The sequence below is a fragment of the Leucobacter sp. UCD-THU genome (assembly GCF_000349545.1).
Classification (GTDB): domain Bacteria; phylum Actinomycetota; class Actinomycetes; order Actinomycetales; family Microbacteriaceae; genus Leucobacter; species Leucobacter muris.
Genome location: NZ_KB714604.1, coordinates 361,422 through 381,243 on the forward strand (window position 1 = coordinate 361,422; position 19,822 = coordinate 381,243).

The following is a 19,822-nucleotide window of genomic DNA, read 5'->3' on the forward strand; positions in this document are numbered from 1 at the left end:
CTGCGGAAGAACCGGTCGCTTAGAGCGCGGCCACCTGGGTGGCGAGCTTCGACTTGCGGTTCGCGGCCTGGTTCTTGTGGATGACGCCCTTCGAGACGGCCTTGTCCAGCTTCTTGCTGGCGAGGGCGAGCTTCTGCTCGGCCACGGCCTTGTCACCGGCAGCGATGGCCTCGCGGGTCGCACGCACGACGGTGCGGAGCTCGCTCTTGTAGGCCTTGTTGCGCTCGGTCGCCTTGAGGTTGGTCTTGATGCGCTTGATCTGCGACTTGATGTTTGCCACGTTGAATAGTGTCCTTCTGCATACAGGTTGACGGTTGTTCCGCGCGGTGAGAGAGGGCACCTTGCGGGTTGTGTGGATGTCACCACACGCAAGCCAAGAATCAACTCTAGCAGATCGGCTTCGGAGAAGGCCGCGCGGGGGCGGCCCGTGTCACGGCGGATCATGCCGGATCGCAGCGGATCACGGTCCGCCACCATCCCACTGCGCCGAGGCGCCGCACCGCTCATCCGGCGTCGAGCTGCAGCCGGTACCCCATGCCGGGCTCGGTGAGCAGGTATCGCGGGCTCGACGGGTCGGGTTCGAGCTTCTTGCGCAGCTGCGACAGGTAGAGCCGCAGGTAGCCGGTGTCGCGGGCGTGCTCGGTGCCCCAGATCCTGCTGAGCAGCATCTGCCGTGTGACGAGCTTTCCCGCGTTGCGGATGAGCAGTTCCATGATCTGCCACTCGGTGGGGGTGAGGCGGATCCGCCGCTCGCCGCCCGCGGCGACCTCGACCGCGGTGTGAGCTGCGAGGTCGATCGTGACGGCGCCGAAGCGCACCACCGGGGCGGTCTCCTGCCCGGCCTGGCGGCGGGTGAGCGCACGGATTCGCGCGAGCAGTTCCTCGATCGAGAAGGGTTTCACGACGTAGTCGTCGGCGCCGGCGTCGAGCGCCTCCACCTTGTCGCCGGCGCCCGCACGACCGGAGACGACGAGGATCGGCGTGTCCGACCAGCCGCGGATGGCTTGGATCACCTCGACGCCGTCGAGTCGTGGCATGCCGAGGTCGAGCAGCACGAGTTCGGGGCGGTGGTCGGCGGCCAGCGACACGGCTTCGGCGCCGTCGGTGGCGGTGAGCACTTCGTACCCCTTGGCGGTGAGCGTGATGCGCAGTGCACGGAGCAGCTGCGGGTCGTCGTCGGCGATGAGGATCTTCACGGCGCTCCCTCCTGCTGCCCCGGCGCGTCGGCGGCGGGGAGCGTGACGATCATGGTGAGGCCGGTGGTCGGCGTCTGCTCGGGCCGCAGCTCGCCCCGCATCGCTTCGACGAATCCTCGCGAGAGGGCGAGGCCCAGGCCGAGGCCGGTCGTGTTGTCGGTGTCGCCGAGTCGCTGGAACGGGAGGAACACCCGGTCGACGCGGTCTGCGGGGATGCCGGGGCCCTCGTCGATGATGCGGATGTCGATGCGGCCGTCGAGCGACGCGGTCTCGATGAGCACGGGGCTGCCGGCGGGGGCGTAGCGTGCCGCGTTGGCGATCAGGTTGACGAGGGCGCGCTGCAGCAGCACCGGATCGCAGCGCACGAGGGCGTCGCCGTGCCCGAGGGCCAGCCGCACCTGTCCGGGGCCGAGGTCGAGCTCGTCGAGTGCGGGGAGGATCACCTCGGCCGGGTCGGTCGCGATCTCCGCGACCGCGAGCACGCCGGACTGCAGCCGACTCGCGTCGAGCAGGTCGGTGATGAGCGCGCTGAGCGCTGCGAGGCTTTCGTCGGCGGTTTCGAGGAGCGCCGCGCGATCCTCGTCGGAGAGCGCGGATCCTGCGGTGCGCAGGCCCCCGACCGCGGCGGTGGCGGAGGCGAGTGGGCGGCGCAGGTCGTGGCTGAGAGCGGAGAGCAGCGCGCCGCGCAGGCGGTCGGATCCGGTGACGGTCTCGATCTCGTCGACGGTCTCCTCCAGCCGTCGCCGGGTGCGGGCGCCGCGGCCCACGACGAAGCTCACGAGCACCGCGATGGCGACGTGCATGAGCAGCACGAGCAGGTGGATCGGGTCGGCGATGGTGATCTCGCGGTACGGCGCGATGAACGCGATGTCGAGCACCACGCCGGAGAACGCGGCGGCGGCGAGTGCGGGCCAGATGCCGCCGACGAGCGCGACCGCGACGACGAGCAGCTGGTAGCTCAGCACCTCGACGGTGATCGTCTCGGGGCCGTGCAGCGATCTGAGGGGGAGGAGCAGCAGCAGCCCGCCGCCGATCGCGAGCGCGAAGCCGCCGAGCTGGCGCCGCACGCTCAGTCCCCGCTGCACGCTCATCCGGTCCCCGCTTCCGTCGTCCGCTTCCACTGTATGCCGTGCCGGGGCGGGCGGCGGGTCACGCGGCGTGCACCCACGGCCGCCTGGTGACATCCGGCTCGGCTTCGCGCACCACCTCGCGGGTCATCGGCGCGATCTCGCCGTCTCCGAAGAGCAGGAAGCGGATCAGGTGGTGCAGCGGGTGGCCTTCGGTCCAGCGGAAGTAGACGTGCGGGGTGCAGCCGACCGCTCGGCGCAGGTGCAGCGCGATCGCGGCGATCGCGTTGGGCACGGTGCTGCCGCGGGCGGTGAGCACCCGGTAGCCGTGGCGTTCGACGCCTTCCACGAGCAGTTCGCCCTCGAAGTCGGAGCTGTCGGCGATCTCGATCTCGATGAACAGCACGTCGTCGTCGGGCAGGCCGTGGGCGATCCGCGCGTGCTCCAGCTTCGCCCGGTAGCGCTTCGCGCTGACGTCGTTCGGTGTGTGGGCGATGAGCCGGAGCGCGCCCTGCGGGCAGTCCTCGACGAAGGCGGTCGCTGCGGTGTCGAGCCGCACGGAGGTGGCGCGCAGCTCGGTGGAGCGGGCGACGCGCGACACGAAGCTCACGACCACGATCCCCACGATGAAGCAGAGGGCGATCTTGATGCCGTCGGGGCGCTCGATGATGTTCGCGATCGTGGTGTACAGGAATACCGCGGTCACGATGCCGAAGCCGACGGTGGCTGCGCGTTGTCTCCTGCGGCGGGCCACGAGGGTGACCGCGGCGGCCGCGGAGGTGATGAGCACGAGCACGCCGGTCGCGTAGGCGCCGCCCTGCGCGTTGACGTCGGCCTGGAAGATCACGGTGATGAGCACTGCGATCGCGGTGAAGACGAGCACGAGCGGGCGGGTGGCCCGCGTCCACGCGGGGGCCATGCCGTAGTGGGGGAGGTAGCGCGGCACGAGGTTCAGCAGGCCGGCCATCGCCGAGGCGCCGGCGAACCAGAGGATCGCGATCGTGACGAGGTCGTAGACGGTGCCGAAGCCCTCGCCGAGGTATGCGTGCGCGAGATAGGCGAGGGCGCGCCCGTTGGCGGATCCGCCCTCCTGGAACTCTGCGGCCGGGATGAGTGCGACCGTGGTCACCGAGGAGGCGATGAGGAACCCGCTCATGATGAGCGCGGAGGTGGTGAGGAGCCGGCGGGCGCCGCGGATCCGCCCTTCCGGGTGCGCCTCGGTGTCGCTCGCGTCGCCCTTGATCTGGGGCATGACGGCGACGCCGGTCTCGAAGCCGGAGAGGCCGAGGGCGAGCTTCGGGAAGACGAGGAGTGCGACGGCGACGACGAGCATCGGGTTGCCGTGCTGCGTGGTGAGGGTGCTCCACCAGTCGCCGATCACGACGGGGTTCGACACGAGGTGCGCGACGGCGACCGCGAGCACGACGAGGTTGAGGGCGAGGAACACGGCCACGAGCGCGGTGGCCAGGCGGATCGCCTCGCGGAAGCCGCGGAGGAACACGGCGCCGAGGGCGGCGAGCAGCAGCAGGGTGACGAGCACCTGCTGCCCGTGCAGGGCGGCCGGGGCGAAGGGGTTCTCGATGAGGTGCGCGGTGGCGTCGGCGGTGGAGAGGGTGATGGTGATGATGAAGTCGGTCGCCGCGAAGCCCAGCAGCACGAGCACGACGAGTTTGCCGCGCCAGCGGGGCAGCAGTTTCGCGAGGATCGAGATCGATCCGGTGCCGTGCGGGCTCTCCTTCGCCACGCGCCGGTAGACGGGCAGTGCGCCGAGCAGTGTGACGAGCACGAGTACGACGGTCGCGATCGGTGCGACGGCGCCGGCGGCGAGCGCCGCGATCGCGGGCTGGTAGCCGAGGGTGGAGAAGTAGTCGACGCCGGTGAGGCACATCACTCGCAGCCAGTGGGCGCGGCGGTGCTCTTCGGGCTGGCCGTGGGGACCGGTCTGGCGGCCGGGGGACTCTGCGGTGCCGGCGAGCAGCCAGCGGCGGATCGGCGCGGCGCCGGGCTGGGGCGGCGGGTCGTCGGTGCCGGTCCATTCGAGGGACGAGGTGGTCGAGAGTCGGTTCACCCTCTCATCGAACCGCGGCGGGCGGCGGGCGGCGGCGATCCTCACGGTTTCCATACGGGGGCGGCGACGGCCCGTGCGGAATCCTCGCATCCGGGGCGTCGCAACGATTCGCGGCGGAGGGAGCGGCTGCGCTGTGGGATAATGGCGGGCAATGTCTCCTCGCAGTGTGAACCCCCCAGTGCCGGCGTCGACCGACCCCGCGCAGATCCGCAATTTCTGCATCATCGCGCACATCGACCACGGCAAGTCGACCCTCGCCGATCGCATGCTGCAGATCACGGGCACCGTCTCGGATCGCGACATGCGCGCGCAGTACCTCGACAACATGGACATCGAGCGCGAGCGCGGCATCACGATCAAGTCGCAGGCGGTGCGGATGCACTGGTCGCTCGGCGGCGGCGAGTACGCCCTGAACATGATCGACACCCCCGGTCACGTCGACTTCAGCTACGAGGTGTCGCGCTCGCTCGCAGCGTGCGAGGGGGCGATCCTGCTGGTCGACGCCGCGCAGGGCATCGAGGCGCAGACGCTCGCCAACCTGTACCTGGCGATGGAGAACGATCTCGAGATCATCCCGGTGCTCAACAAGATCGACCTGCCCGCGGCCGACCCGGAGCGGGTGGCGCGCGAGATCGCGGATCTGATCGGCGGCGACCCGGCCGACATCCTGAAGGTGTCGGGCAAGACGGGTGCCGGGGTCGAGGAACTGCTGGATCGCGTGGTCGAGCGCATCCCGGCGCCGGTGGGCGAGATCGACGCGCCCGCCCGCGCCATGATCTTCGACTCCGTCTACGATCCCTACCGCGGCGTGGTCACCTACGTGCGCATGATCGACGGGCGGCTCACCCCGCGCGAGAAGATCCTCATGATGTCGACGAAGGCCGAGCACGAGGCGCTGGAGATCGGCGTCTCGTCGCCCGGTCCGACGCCCACGAAGGGTCTTGCGGTGGGCGAGGTCGGCTACCTCATCACCGGCGTGAAGGATGTGCGCCAGTCGAAGGTGGGCGACACGGTCACCACCAAGCTGAAGTCGGCGCAGGATCCGCTGCCGGGCTACACCGACCCGAAGCCGATGGTGTTCTCGGGCCTGTACCCGCTCGACGGCAGCGACTACCCGATCCTGCGCGAGGCCCTCGACAAGCTGAAGCTGTCGGATGCGGCCCTGCAGTACGAGCCCGAGACGTCGGTGGCGCTGGGCTTCGGTTTCCGCTGCGGCTTCCTCGGCCTGCTGCATCTCGAGATCATCTCGGAGCGCCTGCGCCGCGAGTTCGACCTCGATCTCATCGCCACCGCGCCGAGCGTGATCTATCAGGTCACCACCGACGACGGCAAAGAGGTCACGGTCACGAACCCGTCGGAGTACCCCGACGGCAAGATCGCGAGCGTGCGCGAGCCGGTCGTGAAGACCGCGATCCTCGCCCCGAAGGACTACGTCGGCGCCATCATGGAGCTCTGCCAGAGCCGGCGTGGCAGCCTCCTGGGAATGGAGTATCTCGGCGAGCGCGTCGAGCTGCGCTACAGCATGCCGCTCGGCGAGATCGTGTTCGACTTCTTCGACCACCTGAAGAGCCGCACCCAGGGGTACGCGAGCCTCGACTACGAGCCGATGGGCGAGCAGGAGGCCGACCTCGTGAAGGTCGACATCCTGCTGCAGGGCGACAAGGTCGACGCGTTCAGCGCGATCGTGCACCGCGACAACGCCTACCACTACGGCACGATGATGGCCGAGCGGCTGCGCAAGCTGATTCCGCGCCAGCAGTTCGAGGTGCCCATCCAGGCCGCGATCGGCGCGCGCGTCATCGCCCGCGAGACCATCCGCGCGATCCGGAAGGACGTGCTCGCCAAGTGCTACGGCGGCGACATCAGCCGCAAGCGCAAGCTGCTCGAGAAGCAAAAGGAGGGCAAGAAGCGCATGAAGATGGTGGGCCGCGTCGAAGTGCCGCAGGAGGCCTTCATCGCCGCGCTCTCGGGCGATGTCGACGGCAAGGAAACCGCGAAGAAGTAAGGGGCGGACGATGAGCAACGAGCAGCCCGCGCGGCGCAGCAGCCACATCGAGATGCCGGTCGCCTACGCGGCGGTGGGGGCTTCGAAGGCCCCCGATCTGCTGCGCTTCCCGCCGGAGGGCACCACGCCCTACGAGGAGTCGCTGCGCCTGGGCAGCGGGCAGGAGCGCTACCTGCTGGCGTCGAGCCTGCTGATGACCTGGGGTGCGCAGCGCGGCAGCGGCGTCGCCGTCGCCGATGTGGTGCGCGGTTCGGGTGCGCGCTACGCCGGGGTGAGTTTCGACGACGGCGGCCAGCCGCAGGCCGCCGGCGAGGTCGAGGAGCAGTTCGGCCCCGACGGAGAGCCGTACCTGGTGGCCGGCACCACGGCCGTGCTGCACGCGCCGGGGCAGGATCCGCGCAGCGTGCTCATCGTCTACACCGTCGATGAGGAGCGGCGCTCGGGCTTCGCCTGGGGCACCTGCGATGAGGCGGGCGCCGTGGGCGAGCAGCTCTTCACGATCGAGCATCGTGACGACGACACCGTCTGGGCGGTGGCGCGCGGTTTCCTCGCAGCGCCGAAGAGCGGCCTGCTCGGTCTCAAGGCGCGCGCCGATCTGCGCGTCGCCGTCGAGGCCGTGAAGGCGCAGCTCGCGGCGCTCGCACCGGGTGCGGCGCCGGTCGCGGATCTCGCCGGGCCCGCCGCCATCGCAGCGGATCCGGGCACTCCGGCCGATCCCGCCGGCGAGCCCGAGCCCGCCGGCGAAGCGGCCCCCGAGCCCGACGCCGAAGCCTCTGACTCCGCCGCCGATGCCCCGGCCGCCGTCGCCCCCGAGGTCGCGGACCGAGACAGCGCGGATGCGGGTGACGATGCCGAGCATTCTGCCTGAGGGCGATCCCGCCCCGGCTGACGGTTCGCTGCCCTCCGGCGTCGCCGACGGCGCCGAAGAGCGGCGCTTCGGCGTCTACGTGCACGTGCCCTACTGCCGGGTGCGCTGCGGGTACTGCGACTTCAACACCTACACGGCGAGCGAGCTCGGCGGCACCCGCCGCGACGACTACGCCGGCCAGGTGCAGCGCGAACTGGCCTTCGGCGCGGAGGTGCTGCGGCGGACGGGGGTGCCGGATCGCCGGGCGTCCACGGTCTTCTTCGGCGGGGGCACGCCCACGCTGCTGCCCGCGAGCGATCTCGCGGCGATGCTCGGCCGGATCCGCGATGAGTGGGGTCTCGAGCCCGGGGCCGAGGTGACGACCGAGGCGAACCCCGATTCGGTCGACGCGGCCTACCTCGCGACCCTCGCGGAGGCGGGGTTCACCCGCGTCAGCTTCGGCATGCAGTCGGCGGTGCCGCACGTGCTCGCCACGCTCGACCGCACGCACACGCCCGAGCGGATCCCGCTCGTGACGCGGTGGGCGCGCGAGGCGGGACTGCAGGTGAGCGTCGACCTGATCTACGGCACGCCGGGGGAGTCGCTCGCCGACTGGGAGCGCTCGATCGACGCGGCGCTCGCGACCGACCCCGATCACATCTCGGCCTACGCCCTGATCGTGGAGGCGGGCACGAAGCTCGCGGCGCAGATCCGGCGCGGCGAGGTGCCGGAGCCCGACGAGGACCTGCACGCCGAGATGTACGAGCTCGCCGACGCCCGCTTCGCCGCCGCGGGCTTCTCCTGGTACGAGATCAGCAACTGGTCGCGCACCCCCCAGACCCGCTCGCGGCACAACCTCTCGTACTGGACGGGCGAGGACTGGTGGGCGGCCGGCCCTGGCGCCCACAGCCACATCGGCGGCGTGCGCTGGTGGAACGTGAAGCACCCCGGCGCCTACGCCCAGCGCATCGAGGCGGGGATCTCGCCGGCGCACGCGCGCGAGACGCTGAGCGAGGACGCGCGCCGCGAGGAGCGCGTGCTGCTGGAGACGCGGATCGCCGACGGTCTGCCCGCCGAGGTGCTGCGGCCCGATGAGCGCCGCGCGATCCCGCAGCTCATCGCCGACGGGCTCATCGACGGCCGGGCCGCGATCGCCGGGCCGGGGCGGATCGCGCGCGTGGTGCCCACGCTGCGCGGTCGCCTGCTCGCCGACACTGTCGTGCACCGCCTCCTCGGCTGACGGTCCTGATCGGCTTCCGACGGCTCGGGGGTCGCGGCCGGTCCCTGCCGCTTCCCGCCGCACCCGCGTGCTGGGTTTCGCCGACGGCGTGATTCGCTGCCGGCAGCGCGGTGCGGCCTGCGATAGACTTGGCACTCTGAGTTGGCGAGTGCCAAGAAGGAGAGGCGTCACATGGTGTCGGAGCGCAGCCTGGCGGTGCTGCACGCGATCGTGAGCGACTACGTCTCCTCCAATGAGCCCGTCGGATCCAAGGCGATCGTCGACCGCCACAGCTTCGGCGTCTCCGCCGCCACGATCCGCAACGACATGGCGCTGCTCGAAGAGGACGAGCTGATCGCCCAGCCCCACACCTCCTCCGGGCGCGTGCCCACCGACAAGGGCTACCGGCTCTACGTCGACACGCTCGCGACGATCCGCCCGGTCAGCGCGGCGCAGCGATCCGCCATCGAGCGCTTCCTGGGCGAGTCGAGCGACCTCGACGACGTGATGGCCCGCACCGTGCGGCTGCTCGCGCAGCTCACCAACCAGGTGGCCGTCGCCCAGTACCCGTCGCTGCGGCGCACAGTGGTGCGCCACATCGATCTCGTCGCGGTCGGCGAGGACCGGGTGCTGTGCGTGCTCATCCTCGGCAGCGGCGTCGTCGAGCAGCAGGTGGCGTGGCTGCCGGCCTCGCAGGTGACCGAGGCCTGGGTGCACGGTCTCAGGCAGCGGATCGCCGAGGCCGCGGTGGGATCCGACGTGGAGACGGCCGTCGCCGCCGTGACGGGCCTCGTCGAAGGCGTCGACGGCTGGGCGCAGCCCGCCGAGGCGGAGCTGGTGCGCCGGGTGCTCTCGGTGGTGGCCAGCCAGCTGCAGGCCAACCGCAGCGAGCGCATCGCCGTGGCCGGAGCGGCCAACCTGTCGCGGCCAGGCGAGTTCGCGGGCTCGCTGCCCGCGGTGCTGGAGGCGATCGAGGAGCAGGTGGTGCTGCTGCGGCTGTTCGGCGAACTCGCCCGTGACGGCCGCGACGTCGCCGCGTCGATCGGCCGCGAGAACGCCCCCTACGGCCTCGCGGCCACCTCGGTGATCGCGTCCAGCTACGAGCAGGAGGCCGACTCGGTCTCGCGTCTCGGCGTGCTGGGGCCCCTGCGCATGGACTACGCCGGCAACATCGCGGCCGTGCGCGCGGTCGCCCGCTATCTCAACCGCTTCCTGGGCGAGGAGCAGTAGCTCGGCGGGGCGCCCGCCCCGTCTCGCCCGGTCGTCATTTTCACCGAACAACACCCCTGAGGAGCACAACGTGGCCGACCACTACGAGACCCTCGGCGTGCCGCGCGAGGCGACGCCCGAAGACATCAAGAAGGCCTACCGCCGGCTCGCGCGCGAGCTGCACCCCGACGTGAACCCGAGCGACGACGCCGCAGAGCGCTTCAAGGACGTCACCCACGCCTACGACGTGCTGAGCGACCCCGAGCAGCGGCAGCGCTACGACATGGGAGGCGGCCAGGGCGGCGCCGCCGGCTTCGGCGACATCTTCGAGACCTTCTTCGGGGGAGGCTTCGGCGGCGCGCAGCGCGGCCCCCGCCCCCGCTCCGAGCGCGGCGACGACGCGATGATCCGCGTCGACGTCTCCCTCGAAGACGTGATCTTCGGCGTGCAGCGCGACATCACGGTCAACACGGCCGTGCTGTGCGAGGTCTGCCAGGGCAGCTGCTGCCAGCCGGGCACCCATCCGGTGACGTGCGACGTGTGCGGCGGCCAGGGCCAGGTGCAGCGCCAGGTGCGCTCGCTGTTCGGCAACGTCGTGACGATGCACCCCTGCGGCAGCTGCCACGGCTACGGCACGGTCATCGAGCACCCCTGCGTGGAGTGCGGCGGCAAGGGCCGCGTGCGCGAGCGCCGCACGATCCCCGTCGACATCCCCTCGGGCATCGACACCGGCACGCGCCTGCAGATGCGCGGCGGCGGCGAGGTCGGCCCGGGCGGCGGTCCCAACGGCGACCTGTTCATCGAGTTCCGCGTGATGCACCACGACGTGTTCAGCCGAGACGGCAACGACCTGCTCTGCACGATGCAGGTCTCGATGACCGACGCGGTGCTCGGCACCGCGGCGAAGCTGCAGGCGCTCGACGGCGAGGTGGAGGTCGAGGTCGCACCGGGCACCCAGTCGGGCGACGTGCTCACGGTGCGCGGGCGCGGCATCCAGGCGCTGCGCAGCACGAACCGCGGCGACCTCAAGATCGCCGTGCAGGTGAACACCCCCACCAAGCTGTCGAAGCGGGAGCAGGATCTCGTGCGCCAGCTCGCCTCGCTGCGCAGCGACGAGCCGCCGCACCTCGGCGAGTTCCAGCAGGGCTTCTTCGGCAAGCTGCGCGACCGTTTCTTCCGCCAGGGGTAAGCGGTCGATGGCCAACCTCTACTACCGCGAGGATCTCGCGGCGGGGCAGCTCGCACCGGGCGCGCTCGTCGAGGTGACGGGCGACGAGGCGCGCCACGCGGTGCGGGTGAGCCGGCTGCGCCAGGGGGAACGGATCCTCCTGGGCGACGGCGCAGGCACTCTCGGCGCGGGGGTGGCCGAGCAGGTGGCGAAGGATCGTTTCGCCGTGCGCATCGAGCGGGTGGAGGCGGCGCCCGAGCCGACGCAGCGCCTCGTGCTCGTGCAAGCGCTCGCCAAGGGCGACCGCGACGAGCGCGCGGTCGAGCAGGCCACCGAGTTCGGCGTCGACGAGATCGTGCCCTGGCAGGCTGCGCGATCGGTGTCGCGCTGGGATGGCGCGGGCGGCTCCGAGAAGTCGGCGAAGGGCGTCGCGAAGTGGGCGCGGGTCGCGCGCGAGGCGTCCAAGCAGTCGCTGCGGGCGCGCGTGCCGCGGGTGGCGCCACCCGTGTCGCTCGATGATCTGTGCCGCATGGCGACGGAGGCCGACGCGGAGGTCGTGGCGCTGCATCCGCGGAGCGGGCGGCGCCTCGTGGCGTGGGCCGGGGGAGCGGCGGCCCGCTCGGCGCAGCGGATCGTGCTCGTCGTGGGCCCCGAGGGCGGCTTCGCCGATGGCGAGCTCGACGCGCTCGAGGCGGCCGGCGCGAGTGTGCTCGTGCTCGGGGACACGGTGCTGCGCACATCGTCGGCCGGCCCGGCAGCGCTCGCGGTGCTCGGCGCGGCCCTCGGGCGCTGGTAGCGCGTGCGAGTGTCGGCGGCGCACGCCCGGCTCTCGGCGGCGCGGCGTTAGACTGGACCCATGGCACAGGACACCATCTTCGGCAAGATCGCCTCCGGCGAGATCCCGGTCGAGATCCTCGCGGAGACCGAGCGCGTCATCGCGTTCCCCGACATCGCGCCGCAGGCGCCGGTGCACATCCTCGTGATCCCCAAGACCTCGCAGTACGAGAACGTCGCCGAGCTCGCGGCGGCCGATCCCGAGCTGCTCGCCGAGATGATCGCCGTCGCGAAGCGCCTCGCCGACGAGCGCGCGAACGGCGAGTTCAGGATCATCTTCAACAACGGGGCGAGCGCGGGTCAGACGGTGTTCCACGTGCACGCGCACGTGCTCGCCGGCGAGTTCGAGGAGCGCTCGCTCATTGGATCCTAGAGAGGGAGTCCGTGAACTCGACTGACGCGCGATCGACGGGCGAAGGCAGAGCCCCGCAGGCGGGTTCCGAACCCGAGCTGCAGCGCACGGTGCTGCTGGCGGGCGTCGACCTGGCGTCCTTCCTCGGCCACCGCGACCAGCTCATCGCCGACCTCGAGGCGCAGCATCCGCTCGTCTCGTTCCATGCCCGCGATCAGGTGCTCACCATGCGGGGCCCCGCCTCAGCCGTGCGCACGGCGGAGCAGGTGGTCGAGGAGATCCTGCAGATCGCGAAGCTCAGCGGCGCCGTCTCGCGCCACGATGTGAAAGAGGTCACCCGAATGGTGCACGAGGGCAACGGTCCCACCGCGGCGCAGGTGCTCAGCGAACCGATCCTCACGGTGCGCGGACACGCCGTGAGGCCCCAGACCCGCGGGCAGCGGGCCTACGTCGACGCCATCGACGACCACACCATCGTCTTCGGCATCGGCCCCGCCGGTACGGGCAAGACCTATCTCGCGATGGCGAAGGCCGTGCAGGCCCTGCAGCGGCGCGAGGTCGCGAAGATCATCCTCACGCGCCCCGCCGTCGAGGCCGGCGAGCGGCTGGGCTACCTGCCAGGCACGCTCGAGGACAAGATCGACCCCTACCTGCGCCCCCTGTTCGACGCTGTCGGTTCGATGATGGACCCCGAGGTCGTGCCCAAGCTGCTCGCGAGCGGCACCATCGAGGTCGCACCGCTCGCCTACATGCGCGGGCGCACTCTCAACGAATCGTTCGTGATCCTCGACGAGGCGCAGAACACGACGCCCGAGCAGATGAAGATGTTCCTCACCCGCCTCGGCTACGGATCGAAGATGGTGGTCACGGGCGACATCACCCAGATCGACCTGCCGATCGCGGCGAGCGGCCTGCGCGTGGTGGACCGCATCCTGCGCGGGGTCGACGACATCCACTTCGCCGAGCTCGGCTCCGACGACATCGTGCGCCACAACCTGGTGAGCCGCATCGTCGACGCCTACTCGGCCTACGACCAGAACAGGCAGAAGGGAGACGCCGAGTGAGCGTCGAGATCAACAACGAGTCGGGCGTCGAAGTCGACGAGTCGCGACTGCAGCGGCTCGCCGCCTTCGTGCTCGAGTCGCTGCACGTGCACCCCGACACCGAGCTCGGCGTGGTGATGGTCGACGAGGCGGCGATCGAGCAACTGCACGTGCAGTGGATGGACGAGCCCGGCCCCACCGACGTGCTGAGCTTCCCCATGGACGAGCTGCGCCCGGGACGGGTCGACGCGCGCACCCCCGCCGGCCTGCTCGGCGACGTGGTGATCTGCCCGCAGGTGGCCGAGGTGCAGGCCGAGGCCGCGGGGCACGACCTCGAGCAGGAGATGTCGGTGCTGCTCACGCACGGCATGCTGCACCTGCTCGGCTTCGACCACGCCGCCCCCGACGAGGAGGCCGAGATGTTCGGCCTGCAGCGCGACCTGCTGCTCTCCTTCGCGATGCGCGAACGGGGCCGCAAGTGAGCGTCGACCCTCCCACCGGCTCCGTGCCGCTGCCGCGCAGGCTCTCGGCCACCGCGAAGCGCATCGGCGGGCTCGTCGCGCTCGGCCGCGGCCGGGTGCGCGACGAGGAGCAGCTGCTCTCGATCGTGGATCGGGCCGCCGAGCAGGATCTGCTCGAGGACGACGATCGAGACGTGATCCACTCCGTGGTCGAGTTCCGCGACACCCTCGTACGCGAGCTCATGGTACCGCGCACCGACATGATCACGGTCGACGCGACGCAGTCGGTGCGCGAGGCGCTCGAGGCCCTGCTGACCTCCCGGCACTCGCGCATGCCCGTCGTCACCGGCGGACCCGACGACGTGGCGGGCATCGCCTACCTGCGCGATGCGAGCGGCTTCGTGCTGCGTCGCCCCGACGAGGCCGAGATCGAGCGGGTCACCCGCATCATGAAACCGGCCATGTTCGTTCCGGAGCTGCAGCCCGCCGACAAGCTGCTGCGGCAGATGCAGCGCGAGTCGAATCATCTCGCGCTCGTCGTCGACGAGTACGGCGGAATCTCGGGTCTCGTGACCCTCGAAGACCTGATCGAGGAGTTGCTCGGAGACATCGCCGACGAGCACGACCGCGAAGTGCCCGAGGTCGCCGAGCGCGAGGACGGATCGTTCCTCGTGAGCGCGCGCCTCTCGGTCGACGACCTCGGCGAGCTGTTCGGCCTCGAACTCGATGACGAAGACGTCGACACGGTGAGCGGGCTCGTGGCCAAGCATCTCGGCCGCCTGCCCGAGACGGGCGACACCGTCACCGTGGACGGCATCGAGCTCACCGCGGCCGACACCGAGCGCAAGCGGCAGCGCCTGCTGACCGTGGTGGCCCGGTGGGTCGGGCCCGAAGAGGAAGAGGAAGACGAATGAGCGAGCAGCGCTCAGAACACGCCGAGCAGGGCGGCGCGCGGGCCGACGCGGCCGCGCGCGAGGGAGCCGGATTCCGCGCGGGCTTCGTCTCGTTCGTGGGGCGGCCGAACGTGGGCAAGTCGACCCTCACCAACGCGCTCGTCGGGGAGAAGATCGCCATCACCAGCCCGAAGCCGCAGACGACGCGACGCGCCATCCGCGGCATCGTGCACCGCCCCGACGGACAGCTCATCATCGTCGACACCCCGGGCATCCACCGCCCGCGCACGCTGCTCGGGGAGCGGCTGAACGCGCTCGTCGAGGCGACCCTCGGCGACGTCGACGTGATCGGCTTCTGCGTGCCCGCGAACGAGAAGCTCGGCCCGGGCGACCGCTTCATCAACGAGCGGCTCGACGACTTCCCGCGCGCCAGGAAGGTGGCCATTCTCACGAAGGTCGACGAGGCGTCGAAGGGCGAGATCATCGACCAGCTGACCCGGCTCGGATCCCTGCGGGAGTGGGACGCGGTGGTGCCGATCTCATCCGTCACGCGCGACCAGCTCGACGTGCTGAGCGACGTGCTGCTCGGCCTGATGCCGGATTCGCCTCCGCTCTACGAGAGCGCGACCACCACCGACGAGGGCGAGGACGACCGCATCGCGGAGCTGATCCGCGAGGCCGCGCTCGAGGGCGCCCGCGAGGAGCTGCCGCACTCGCTCGCCGCGACGGTCGACGACCGCGAGGAGCGCGAGGGATCGGACGGCGAACCCGGGCTGATCGAGATCTACGCCTCCATCTACGTCGAGCGCGACAGCCAGAAGGGCATCGTGATCGGCAAGGGCGGATCGCGGCTGCGCGACGTGGGAGAGCGCGCCCGCCGCGAGATCGAAGCGCTGCTCGGGCGCCGAGTCTACCTCTCGCTGCGCGTGAAGGTGCTCAAGGAGTGGCAGCGGGATCCGAAGGCGCTCGGAAGGCTCGGTTTCTGACCGGTATCCAGTATTGTCTGGAGTATGCACCTCACTGAATCCATCACCGATCAGGCTCAGATCACCGCGCTCACCCAGGAGTACGGCGTCTTCGCCATCATCTGGTACGTCATCGTCGCTATCGCGCTGTGGCGGGTGTTCTCGAAGGCCGGGTACCCGGGCATCCTCGCGATCATCCCGATCGTCAACGTCTTCATTCTCGTCAAGGTGGCGGGATACTCGGCGTGGTCGGCGCTGCTCTACCTGATCCCGATCGTGAACATCGTCTTCGGCATCCTCGTCGCGCTGCGCCTGGGTGAGCGTTTCGGCAAGGGCGGCGTCTTCTCCTTCTTCCTGCTGTGGCTGCTGTCGGCGATCGGCTACCTCATCATCGGCTTCGGCAGCGCCCAGTACTCCGAGCGTCGAGCGTAAGCCCACTGCGCTCCGCGTCGAAGCCGAGACGGCCTGGGATCCTACGATTCCAGGCCGTCTCCGCGCACCGCCCCTCGCTTCGCTCCGCGGGCTACCGGCCGCCGCTGAACCCGCCTCCCCCGCCGCCTCCGCTGAAGCCGCCCCCGCTCGAACCTCCCGAACTGCTCGACGTGTAGCTCACCGACGAGTTCAGCGAACTCGTGAACTGCGAGATCGTGCTGTCGAACGCGCCCAGGCCGTGCATGGCGACCGCCGGGTACCAGTACGGCACGTAGCCGGGACTCTGCTCGTAGCGCACCGCGAGGGTGCGCGTCCACTGCTTCTCGAGCCCGAACAGCATCGCGTAGGGCAGCAGCTTCTCGTAGAGGTGGATCACGTCGACCGAGCCGTCCTGCTGTCGCTCCGCCCCGGAGTACGACTGCAGCATCCGAATGCGATCCGCCTCGGCGACCCTGATGAACTCGCGCACGCCCTCGAGGTACTCGCGGGTCTCGGCCCCGGCCGGCGTATGCACGCGCTGGGGGCACACGGCGATGATCGACAGCACGAGCGCGATTCCGCCCGCGACGAGGCCGACGAGCCCCGCGACGCTGCCGCGCTGGGCGATGCCGACGAGCGAGAGCACGAGCAGCCCCGCAGAGACGACGATGCCGACGATGCCGAGCGCGCGCGCGGCCGGGCTGTGCAGCCGCTGGAAGTAACCGCGACTCCGGGCCTGCTCGACCCCGCTCGACTGCAGCTTGCGCATCTTCGACGCGAACGACTCGCTCTGCTTCGGGATCGTGAACGCCGCACCCGGAGCGGCCTGGGGGAAGAGCTGCAGCATCGCCTCGCGGTCGACGGGGTCGACCGCGCGCCCGGGGTCGACCAGCCGCAGCACCGGCTGCGGCTGCTTCGGGCCGAAGAGGCCCTGCTCGGCGACGCCGTCCTCGATGCGGAGCGTGCCGTTCACCGCGAGGTGCACGAGCTGCGCCGACGCCGGGTTCGAGGTCGAGCCGACGATCGGAGCCGCGACGAGCGGGGGCAGGTAGTTCGGCACGTCGTACTGCGCGACGATGGTGCCGCGCGCCGTGCGATGCTTGCGGCGCAGCGACAGGACCGACACCAGCCCGGCGACGCCGACTCCGAGCGCGGCGGCGCCGCCCGCGAAGGGCAGCGTGTCGAGGGCGAAGTTCGGCAGGCGCGCCGGGGGCTGCGCGACGCTGCCGGGCTCCAGCCCGATCGCGACGGTGACGCCCTCGCGCGGATCGAGTGCGGCGACCGAGACCGAGAACTCGCCCCCGGCCTCGCTGATCGCGCACTCCTGCGTGGAGTGCGCCGCGCCCGAGTAGCACCTCGCGTCGCCGTTCAGGTGCTCGGCGAGCTCGGGGGAGAAGGAGATCTGCGCCGAGAAGCCGTTGATCGGCTGCCGGTGCTCGAAGTCCGTGAGATCCCAGTAGAACTCGTCGGCCTTTCCGTCGTCGCGGGCGAGCACCACGTCGCTGAGGGTGTACTCGATCACGTACGTCTGCACGCCGTGCACGTAGCGGTCGTCGCCCGTGAGCACCGCGACGAAACCGTCGTCGCGCTCCACGTCGAAGGGCACCGGCTCCCCGGCGGCATCCGTCACCGAGAAGTCGCGGGGGTCCGTCGACGAGCCCTCGTAGTCGATCGGGAGGCCGCGCACGAGACCCCGGTTCTGATCGAAGTCGGGGAAGCGGGCCGTCAGCGTCTCCGTGACGCGCGCGATCGCGCGCCCCTCGTCGTCGGTGCCGATCCGGTACTCCACCCGCCAGCCGTCGTAGCTGAAATCGTCGACGCTCGCGTGCGCGGGCGGCGCGGATCCGGCGAGCGCGACCGGCCCGATCCCGAACAGCCCCGCCGTGATCCCGAGCACCGCGATCGCGATCCCGAACAGCTTTCCGCGCATCGTCCTCATGCGTTCCACCCTATGAGGTTCTGCCTCGACGCGCCCCGCCGGATGCCGACGCGACGGCGAGCCCGGCGGCCCGGCGAGGCGCTGCGGGCGAGCGAGCGGCCCACGCGGCGGTGGTATAGTGGCTGCATGCTGTTCGGCTCGCTTCTCCTTAGCTGCCGCGACGAGTCCTAGTCCCAGGCCTCCCTCGTCGCGGTGTTCGTGTTTGGCTGAGCAAGAGTTATTGAGACGAGAGAGTACGAGCCCATGAAGAACACGCAGAAGCCCTCCGGCATGCCGGTCCATCGCTACCGCCCGTTCCACGAGATCATCGCGGTCGACCTGCCGGACCGCACGTGGCCCGCGAAGCGCATCACCGAGGCCCCCCGCTGGTGCGCCGTCGACCTGCGCGACGGCAATCAGGCGCTCATCGATCCCATGAGCCCCGAGCGCAAGCGCATCATGTTCGACCTGCTCGTCAAGATGGGCTACAAGGAGATCGAGGTCGGGTTCCCCTCGGCCAGTCAGACCGACTTCGATTTCGTGCGGCAGCTCATCGAAGACGACGCGATCCCCGGCGACGTCACCATCCAGGTGCTCACCCAGGCGCGCGAGCACCTGATCAAGCGCACCTACGAGTCGCTCGTCGGCGCCAAGCAGGCCATCGTGCACCTCTATAACTCCACGAGCATCCTGCAGCGCGACGTGGTGTTCCGCTCCGACCGCGAGGGCATCAAGGAGATCGCCACCGAGGGCGCGAAGCTCTGCCGGGCGAGCGAGTCGATCTGCGCGGGCACCGACATCTACTACGAGTACTCGCCCGAGTCGTACACCGGCACCGAGCTCGAGTACGCGGTCGAGGTGTGCAACGACGTGCTCGAGATCTTCGAGCCCGCGCCCGAGCGCAAGGTCATCATCAATCTGCCCGCCACGGTCGAGATGGCGACCCCGAACGTCTACGCCGACTCGATCGAGTGGATGAGCCGCCACCTGAACCACCGCGAGAACGTCATCCTCTCGCTGCACCCTCACAACGACCGCGGCACGGCCATTGCGGCGGCCGAGCTCGGCTACATGGCAGGTGCGGATCGCATCGAGGGGTGCCTCTTCGGCAACGGGGAGCGCACGGGCAACGTCGACCTCGTCGCCCTCGGCATCAACCTGTTCACCCAGGGCATCGACCCCCAGATCGACTTCTCCCGCCTCGACGAGGTGCGTCGCACCGCCGAGTACTGCAACCAGCTGCGGGTGCCCGAGCGCAGCCCGTGGGCCGGCGACCTCGTCTACACGGCGTTCTCGGGTTCGCATCAGGACGCCATCAAGAAGGGCTTCGAGCGCATGGCGCAGGACGCCGAGGCCGCGGGCACGGCGATCGACGACATCGAATGGGCCGTGCCCTACCTGCCCGTCGACCCGAAGGATCTGGGGCGCTCCTACGAGGCGGTCATCCGGGTCAATTCCCAGTCGGGCAAGGGCGGCGTCGCCTACCTGCTGAAGACCGACCACAACCTCGACCTGCCGCGCCGGCTGCAGATCGAGTTCAGCGCGGTGGTGCAGGGGCTCACCGACAGCGAGGGCGGCGAGGTCTCGAGCGACGAGATCTGGCGCATCTTCCAGGACGAGTACCTGCCCACGACCGACTCGTCGTTCGAACGCTGGGGCCGCTACGAGCTGTTCCGGACCGCGTCGACGAGCGCGGGCGACGGGGTGACCGAGCTCACCGTCGACTACCGCGACGGCGAGGGGGAGCATCAGCTCACCGCCCGCGGCAACGGCCCGGTCGACGCCTTCATCACGGGCATCAACGAGAACGGCCACGCCGTGACGCTGTTCGACTACGTCGAGCACGCGATGAGCTCGGGCGGCGATGCCGTCGCCGCCGCCTACGTCGATCTCGAGGTCGACGGCCAGCGGCTGTGGGGCGTGGGCGTCGACCCCGATACCACGCGCGCGACGCTCAAGGCGATCGTCTCGGCTGTGAACCGGGCGGTGCGCAGCCGGAACGCGGAAGGTTCCGCCGCCGGCGTGTCCCGCACGGCGGCGGCCCACGGCGCGTAGAGCGGTGCGGTGCGGACCTCGCGGGAGCGCGAGGCCCGCACCGGTGCAGTCGGTGAGACCGCCGCCGAGGCGCCATGCCGGCATGCATCGGTCGTTCGTAGATATATTCGA

General features: G+C 70.5%; 18 protein-coding genes. 13 read left to right on the top strand and 5 right to left on the bottom strand.

From position 1 onward, the window contains the following. Window positions 1–19 precede the first annotated feature (19 nt). The 4 genes from rpsT to H490_RS29130 all read right to left on the bottom strand — a co-directional run bounded on the left by rpsT (window position 20) and on the right by H490_RS29130 (window position 4,151). On the bottom strand, window positions 20–280 hold the full coding sequence (rpsT, locus tag H490_RS29115) for a 30S ribosomal protein S20 (RefSeq protein WP_017885049.1): 261 nt from the start codon (window positions 278–280) through the stop codon (window positions 20–22). 223 nt (window positions 281–503) lie between these two features. Beyond that, window positions 504–1,196, bottom strand: coding sequence for a response regulator transcription factor (locus H490_RS29120; protein WP_017885050.1), 693 nt, complete (start codon window positions 1,194–1,196; stop codon window positions 504–506). Next, complete coding sequence (locus tag H490_RS29125) at window positions 1,193–2,287, bottom strand: ATP-binding protein (RefSeq protein WP_017885051.1); 1,095 nt, start codon at window positions 2,285–2,287, stop codon at window positions 1,193–1,195. The genes H490_RS29120 and H490_RS29125 overlap by 4 nt, the downstream gene beginning before the upstream one ends. A gap of 58 nt (window positions 2,288–2,345) precedes the next feature. Beyond that, window positions 2,346–4,151 carry a hypothetical protein gene (locus H490_RS29130; RefSeq protein WP_031290253.1) on the bottom strand — a complete coding sequence of 602 codons (1,806 nt, stop codon included), beginning with the start codon at window positions 4,149–4,151 and terminating at the stop codon, window positions 2,346–2,348. Window positions 4,152–4,482: 331 nt separating this feature from the next. On the opposite strand from H490_RS29130, the gene lepA reads away from it, so the two are divergent. The 12 genes from lepA (at window position 4,483) to H490_RS29190 (ending at window position 15,759) form a co-directional block, all read left to right on the top strand. Further along, window positions 4,483–6,336 carry a translation elongation factor 4 gene (gene lepA, locus H490_RS29135; RefSeq protein WP_031290255.1) on the top strand — a complete coding sequence of 618 codons (1,854 nt, stop codon included), beginning with the start codon at window positions 4,483–4,485 and terminating at the stop codon, window positions 6,334–6,336. Between the two features lie 10 nt (window positions 6,337–6,346). Next, entirely contained in the window at window positions 6,347–7,204 is an 858-nt protein-coding gene (locus H490_RS32860) for a DUF1990 family protein (RefSeq protein ID WP_017885054.1), read from the top strand. Continuing rightward, window positions 7,185–8,423, top strand: a complete 1,239-nt coding sequence (hemW, locus tag H490_RS29145; RefSeq protein WP_031290256.1) for a radical SAM family heme chaperone HemW — start codon at window positions 7,185–7,187, stop codon at window positions 8,421–8,423. The genes H490_RS32860 and hemW overlap by 20 nt, the downstream gene beginning before the upstream one ends. 171 nt (window positions 8,424–8,594) lie before the next feature. Beyond that, window positions 8,595–9,632 (top strand): heat-inducible transcriptional repressor HrcA, encoded by a 1,038-nt coding sequence (hrcA, locus tag H490_RS29150; protein ID WP_017885056.1) that lies wholly within the window; start codon window positions 8,595–8,597, stop codon window positions 9,630–9,632. 70 nt (window positions 9,633–9,702) lie between these two features. Beyond that, window positions 9,703–10,800: a molecular chaperone DnaJ gene (gene dnaJ, locus H490_RS29155; RefSeq protein WP_017885057.1), complete on the top strand. Its 1,098-nt coding sequence runs from the start codon at window positions 9,703–9,705 to the stop codon at window positions 10,798–10,800. Between the two features lie 7 nt (window positions 10,801–10,807). After that, on the top strand, window positions 10,808–11,575 hold the full coding sequence (locus tag H490_RS29160) for a 16S rRNA (uracil(1498)-N(3))-methyltransferase (protein ID WP_017885058.1): 768 nt from the start codon (window positions 10,808–10,810) through the stop codon (window positions 11,573–11,575). Between the two features lie 60 nt (window positions 11,576–11,635). Then, window positions 11,636–11,986 (top strand): histidine triad nucleotide-binding protein, encoded by a 351-nt coding sequence (locus tag H490_RS29165; RefSeq protein WP_017885059.1) that lies wholly within the window; start codon window positions 11,636–11,638, stop codon window positions 11,984–11,986. A gap of 11 nt (window positions 11,987–11,997) precedes the next feature. Beyond that, complete coding sequence (locus tag H490_RS29170) at window positions 11,998–13,029, top strand: PhoH family protein (RefSeq protein WP_017885060.1); 1,032 nt, start codon at window positions 11,998–12,000, stop codon at window positions 13,027–13,029. Beyond that, on the top strand, window positions 13,026–13,490 hold the full coding sequence (gene ybeY / locus H490_RS29175; protein ID WP_017885061.1) for an rRNA maturation RNase YbeY: 465 nt from the start codon (window positions 13,026–13,028) through the stop codon (window positions 13,488–13,490). Before H490_RS29170 ends, ybeY begins: the two co-directional genes overlap by 4 nt. After that, on the top strand, window positions 13,487–14,383 hold the full coding sequence (locus H490_RS29180) for a hemolysin family protein (protein ID WP_017885062.1): 897 nt from the start codon (window positions 13,487–13,489) through the stop codon (window positions 14,381–14,383). Before ybeY ends, H490_RS29180 begins: the two co-directional genes overlap by 4 nt. Beyond that, window positions 14,380–15,348: a GTPase Era gene (gene era / locus H490_RS29185; protein ID WP_017885063.1), complete on the top strand. Its 969-nt coding sequence runs from the start codon at window positions 14,380–14,382 to the stop codon at window positions 15,346–15,348. Before H490_RS29180 ends, era begins: the two co-directional genes overlap by 4 nt. Window positions 15,349–15,372: 24 nt before the next feature. Then, window positions 15,373–15,759 carry a DUF5684 domain-containing protein gene (locus H490_RS29190; protein WP_017885064.1) on the top strand — a complete coding sequence of 129 codons (387 nt, stop codon included), beginning with the start codon at window positions 15,373–15,375 and terminating at the stop codon, window positions 15,757–15,759. A gap of 91 nt (window positions 15,760–15,850) precedes the next feature. Here H490_RS29190 and H490_RS29195 read toward each other — a convergent pair whose 3' ends face one another. Then, window positions 15,851–17,677: a DUF2207 domain-containing protein gene (locus H490_RS29195; protein ID WP_152424317.1), complete on the bottom strand. Its 1,827-nt coding sequence runs from the start codon at window positions 17,675–17,677 to the stop codon at window positions 15,851–15,853. 243 nt (window positions 17,678–17,920) lie between these two features. Here H490_RS29195 and leuA point away from each other — a divergent pair, with 243 nt between their 5' ends. Next, complete coding sequence (leuA, locus tag H490_RS29200; protein WP_017885066.1) at window positions 17,921–19,711, top strand: 2-isopropylmalate synthase; 1,791 nt, start codon at window positions 17,921–17,923, stop codon at window positions 19,709–19,711. The last annotated feature ends 111 nt before the right edge of the window (window positions 19,712–19,822 follow it).

What these genes read in the sequence shown, in the direction of transcription:
- H490_RS29125 (WP_017885051.1), bottom strand. Translation starts at nt 2,287, where the DNA reads ATGAGCGTGCAGCGGGGACTGAGCGTGCGGCGCCAGCTCGGCGGCTTC.
- H490_RS29130 (WP_031290253.1), bottom strand. Translation starts at nt 4,151, where the DNA reads ATGTGCCTCACCGGCGTCGACTACTTCTCCACCCTCGGCTACCAGCCC.
- lepA (WP_031290255.1), top strand. Translation starts at nt 4,483, where the DNA reads ATGTCTCCTCGCAGTGTGAACCCCCCAGTGCCGGCGTCGACCGACCCC.
- H490_RS32860 (WP_017885054.1), top strand. Translation starts at nt 6,347, where the DNA reads ATGAGCAACGAGCAGCCCGCGCGGCGCAGCAGCCACATCGAGATGCCG.
- hemW (WP_031290256.1), top strand. Translation starts at nt 7,185, where the DNA reads ATGCCGAGCATTCTGCCTGAGGGCGATCCCGCCCCGGCTGACGGTTCG.
- hrcA (WP_017885056.1), top strand. Translation starts at nt 8,595, where the DNA reads ATGGTGTCGGAGCGCAGCCTGGCGGTGCTGCACGCGATCGTGAGCGAC.
- H490_RS29160 (WP_017885058.1), top strand. Translation starts at nt 10,808, where the DNA reads ATGGCCAACCTCTACTACCGCGAGGATCTCGCGGCGGGGCAGCTCGCA.
- H490_RS29165 (WP_017885059.1), top strand. Translation starts at nt 11,636, where the DNA reads ATGGCACAGGACACCATCTTCGGCAAGATCGCCTCCGGCGAGATCCCG.
- era (WP_017885063.1), top strand. Translation starts at nt 14,380, where the DNA reads ATGAGCGAGCAGCGCTCAGAACACGCCGAGCAGGGCGGCGCGCGGGCC.
- H490_RS29190 (WP_017885064.1), top strand. Translation starts at nt 15,373, where the DNA reads ATGCACCTCACTGAATCCATCACCGATCAGGCTCAGATCACCGCGCTC.
- H490_RS29195 (WP_152424317.1), bottom strand. Translation starts at nt 17,677, where the DNA reads ATGAGGACGATGCGCGGAAAGCTGTTCGGGATCGCGATCGCGGTGCTC.
- leuA (WP_017885066.1), top strand. Translation starts at nt 17,921, where the DNA reads ATGAAGAACACGCAGAAGCCCTCCGGCATGCCGGTCCATCGCTACCGC.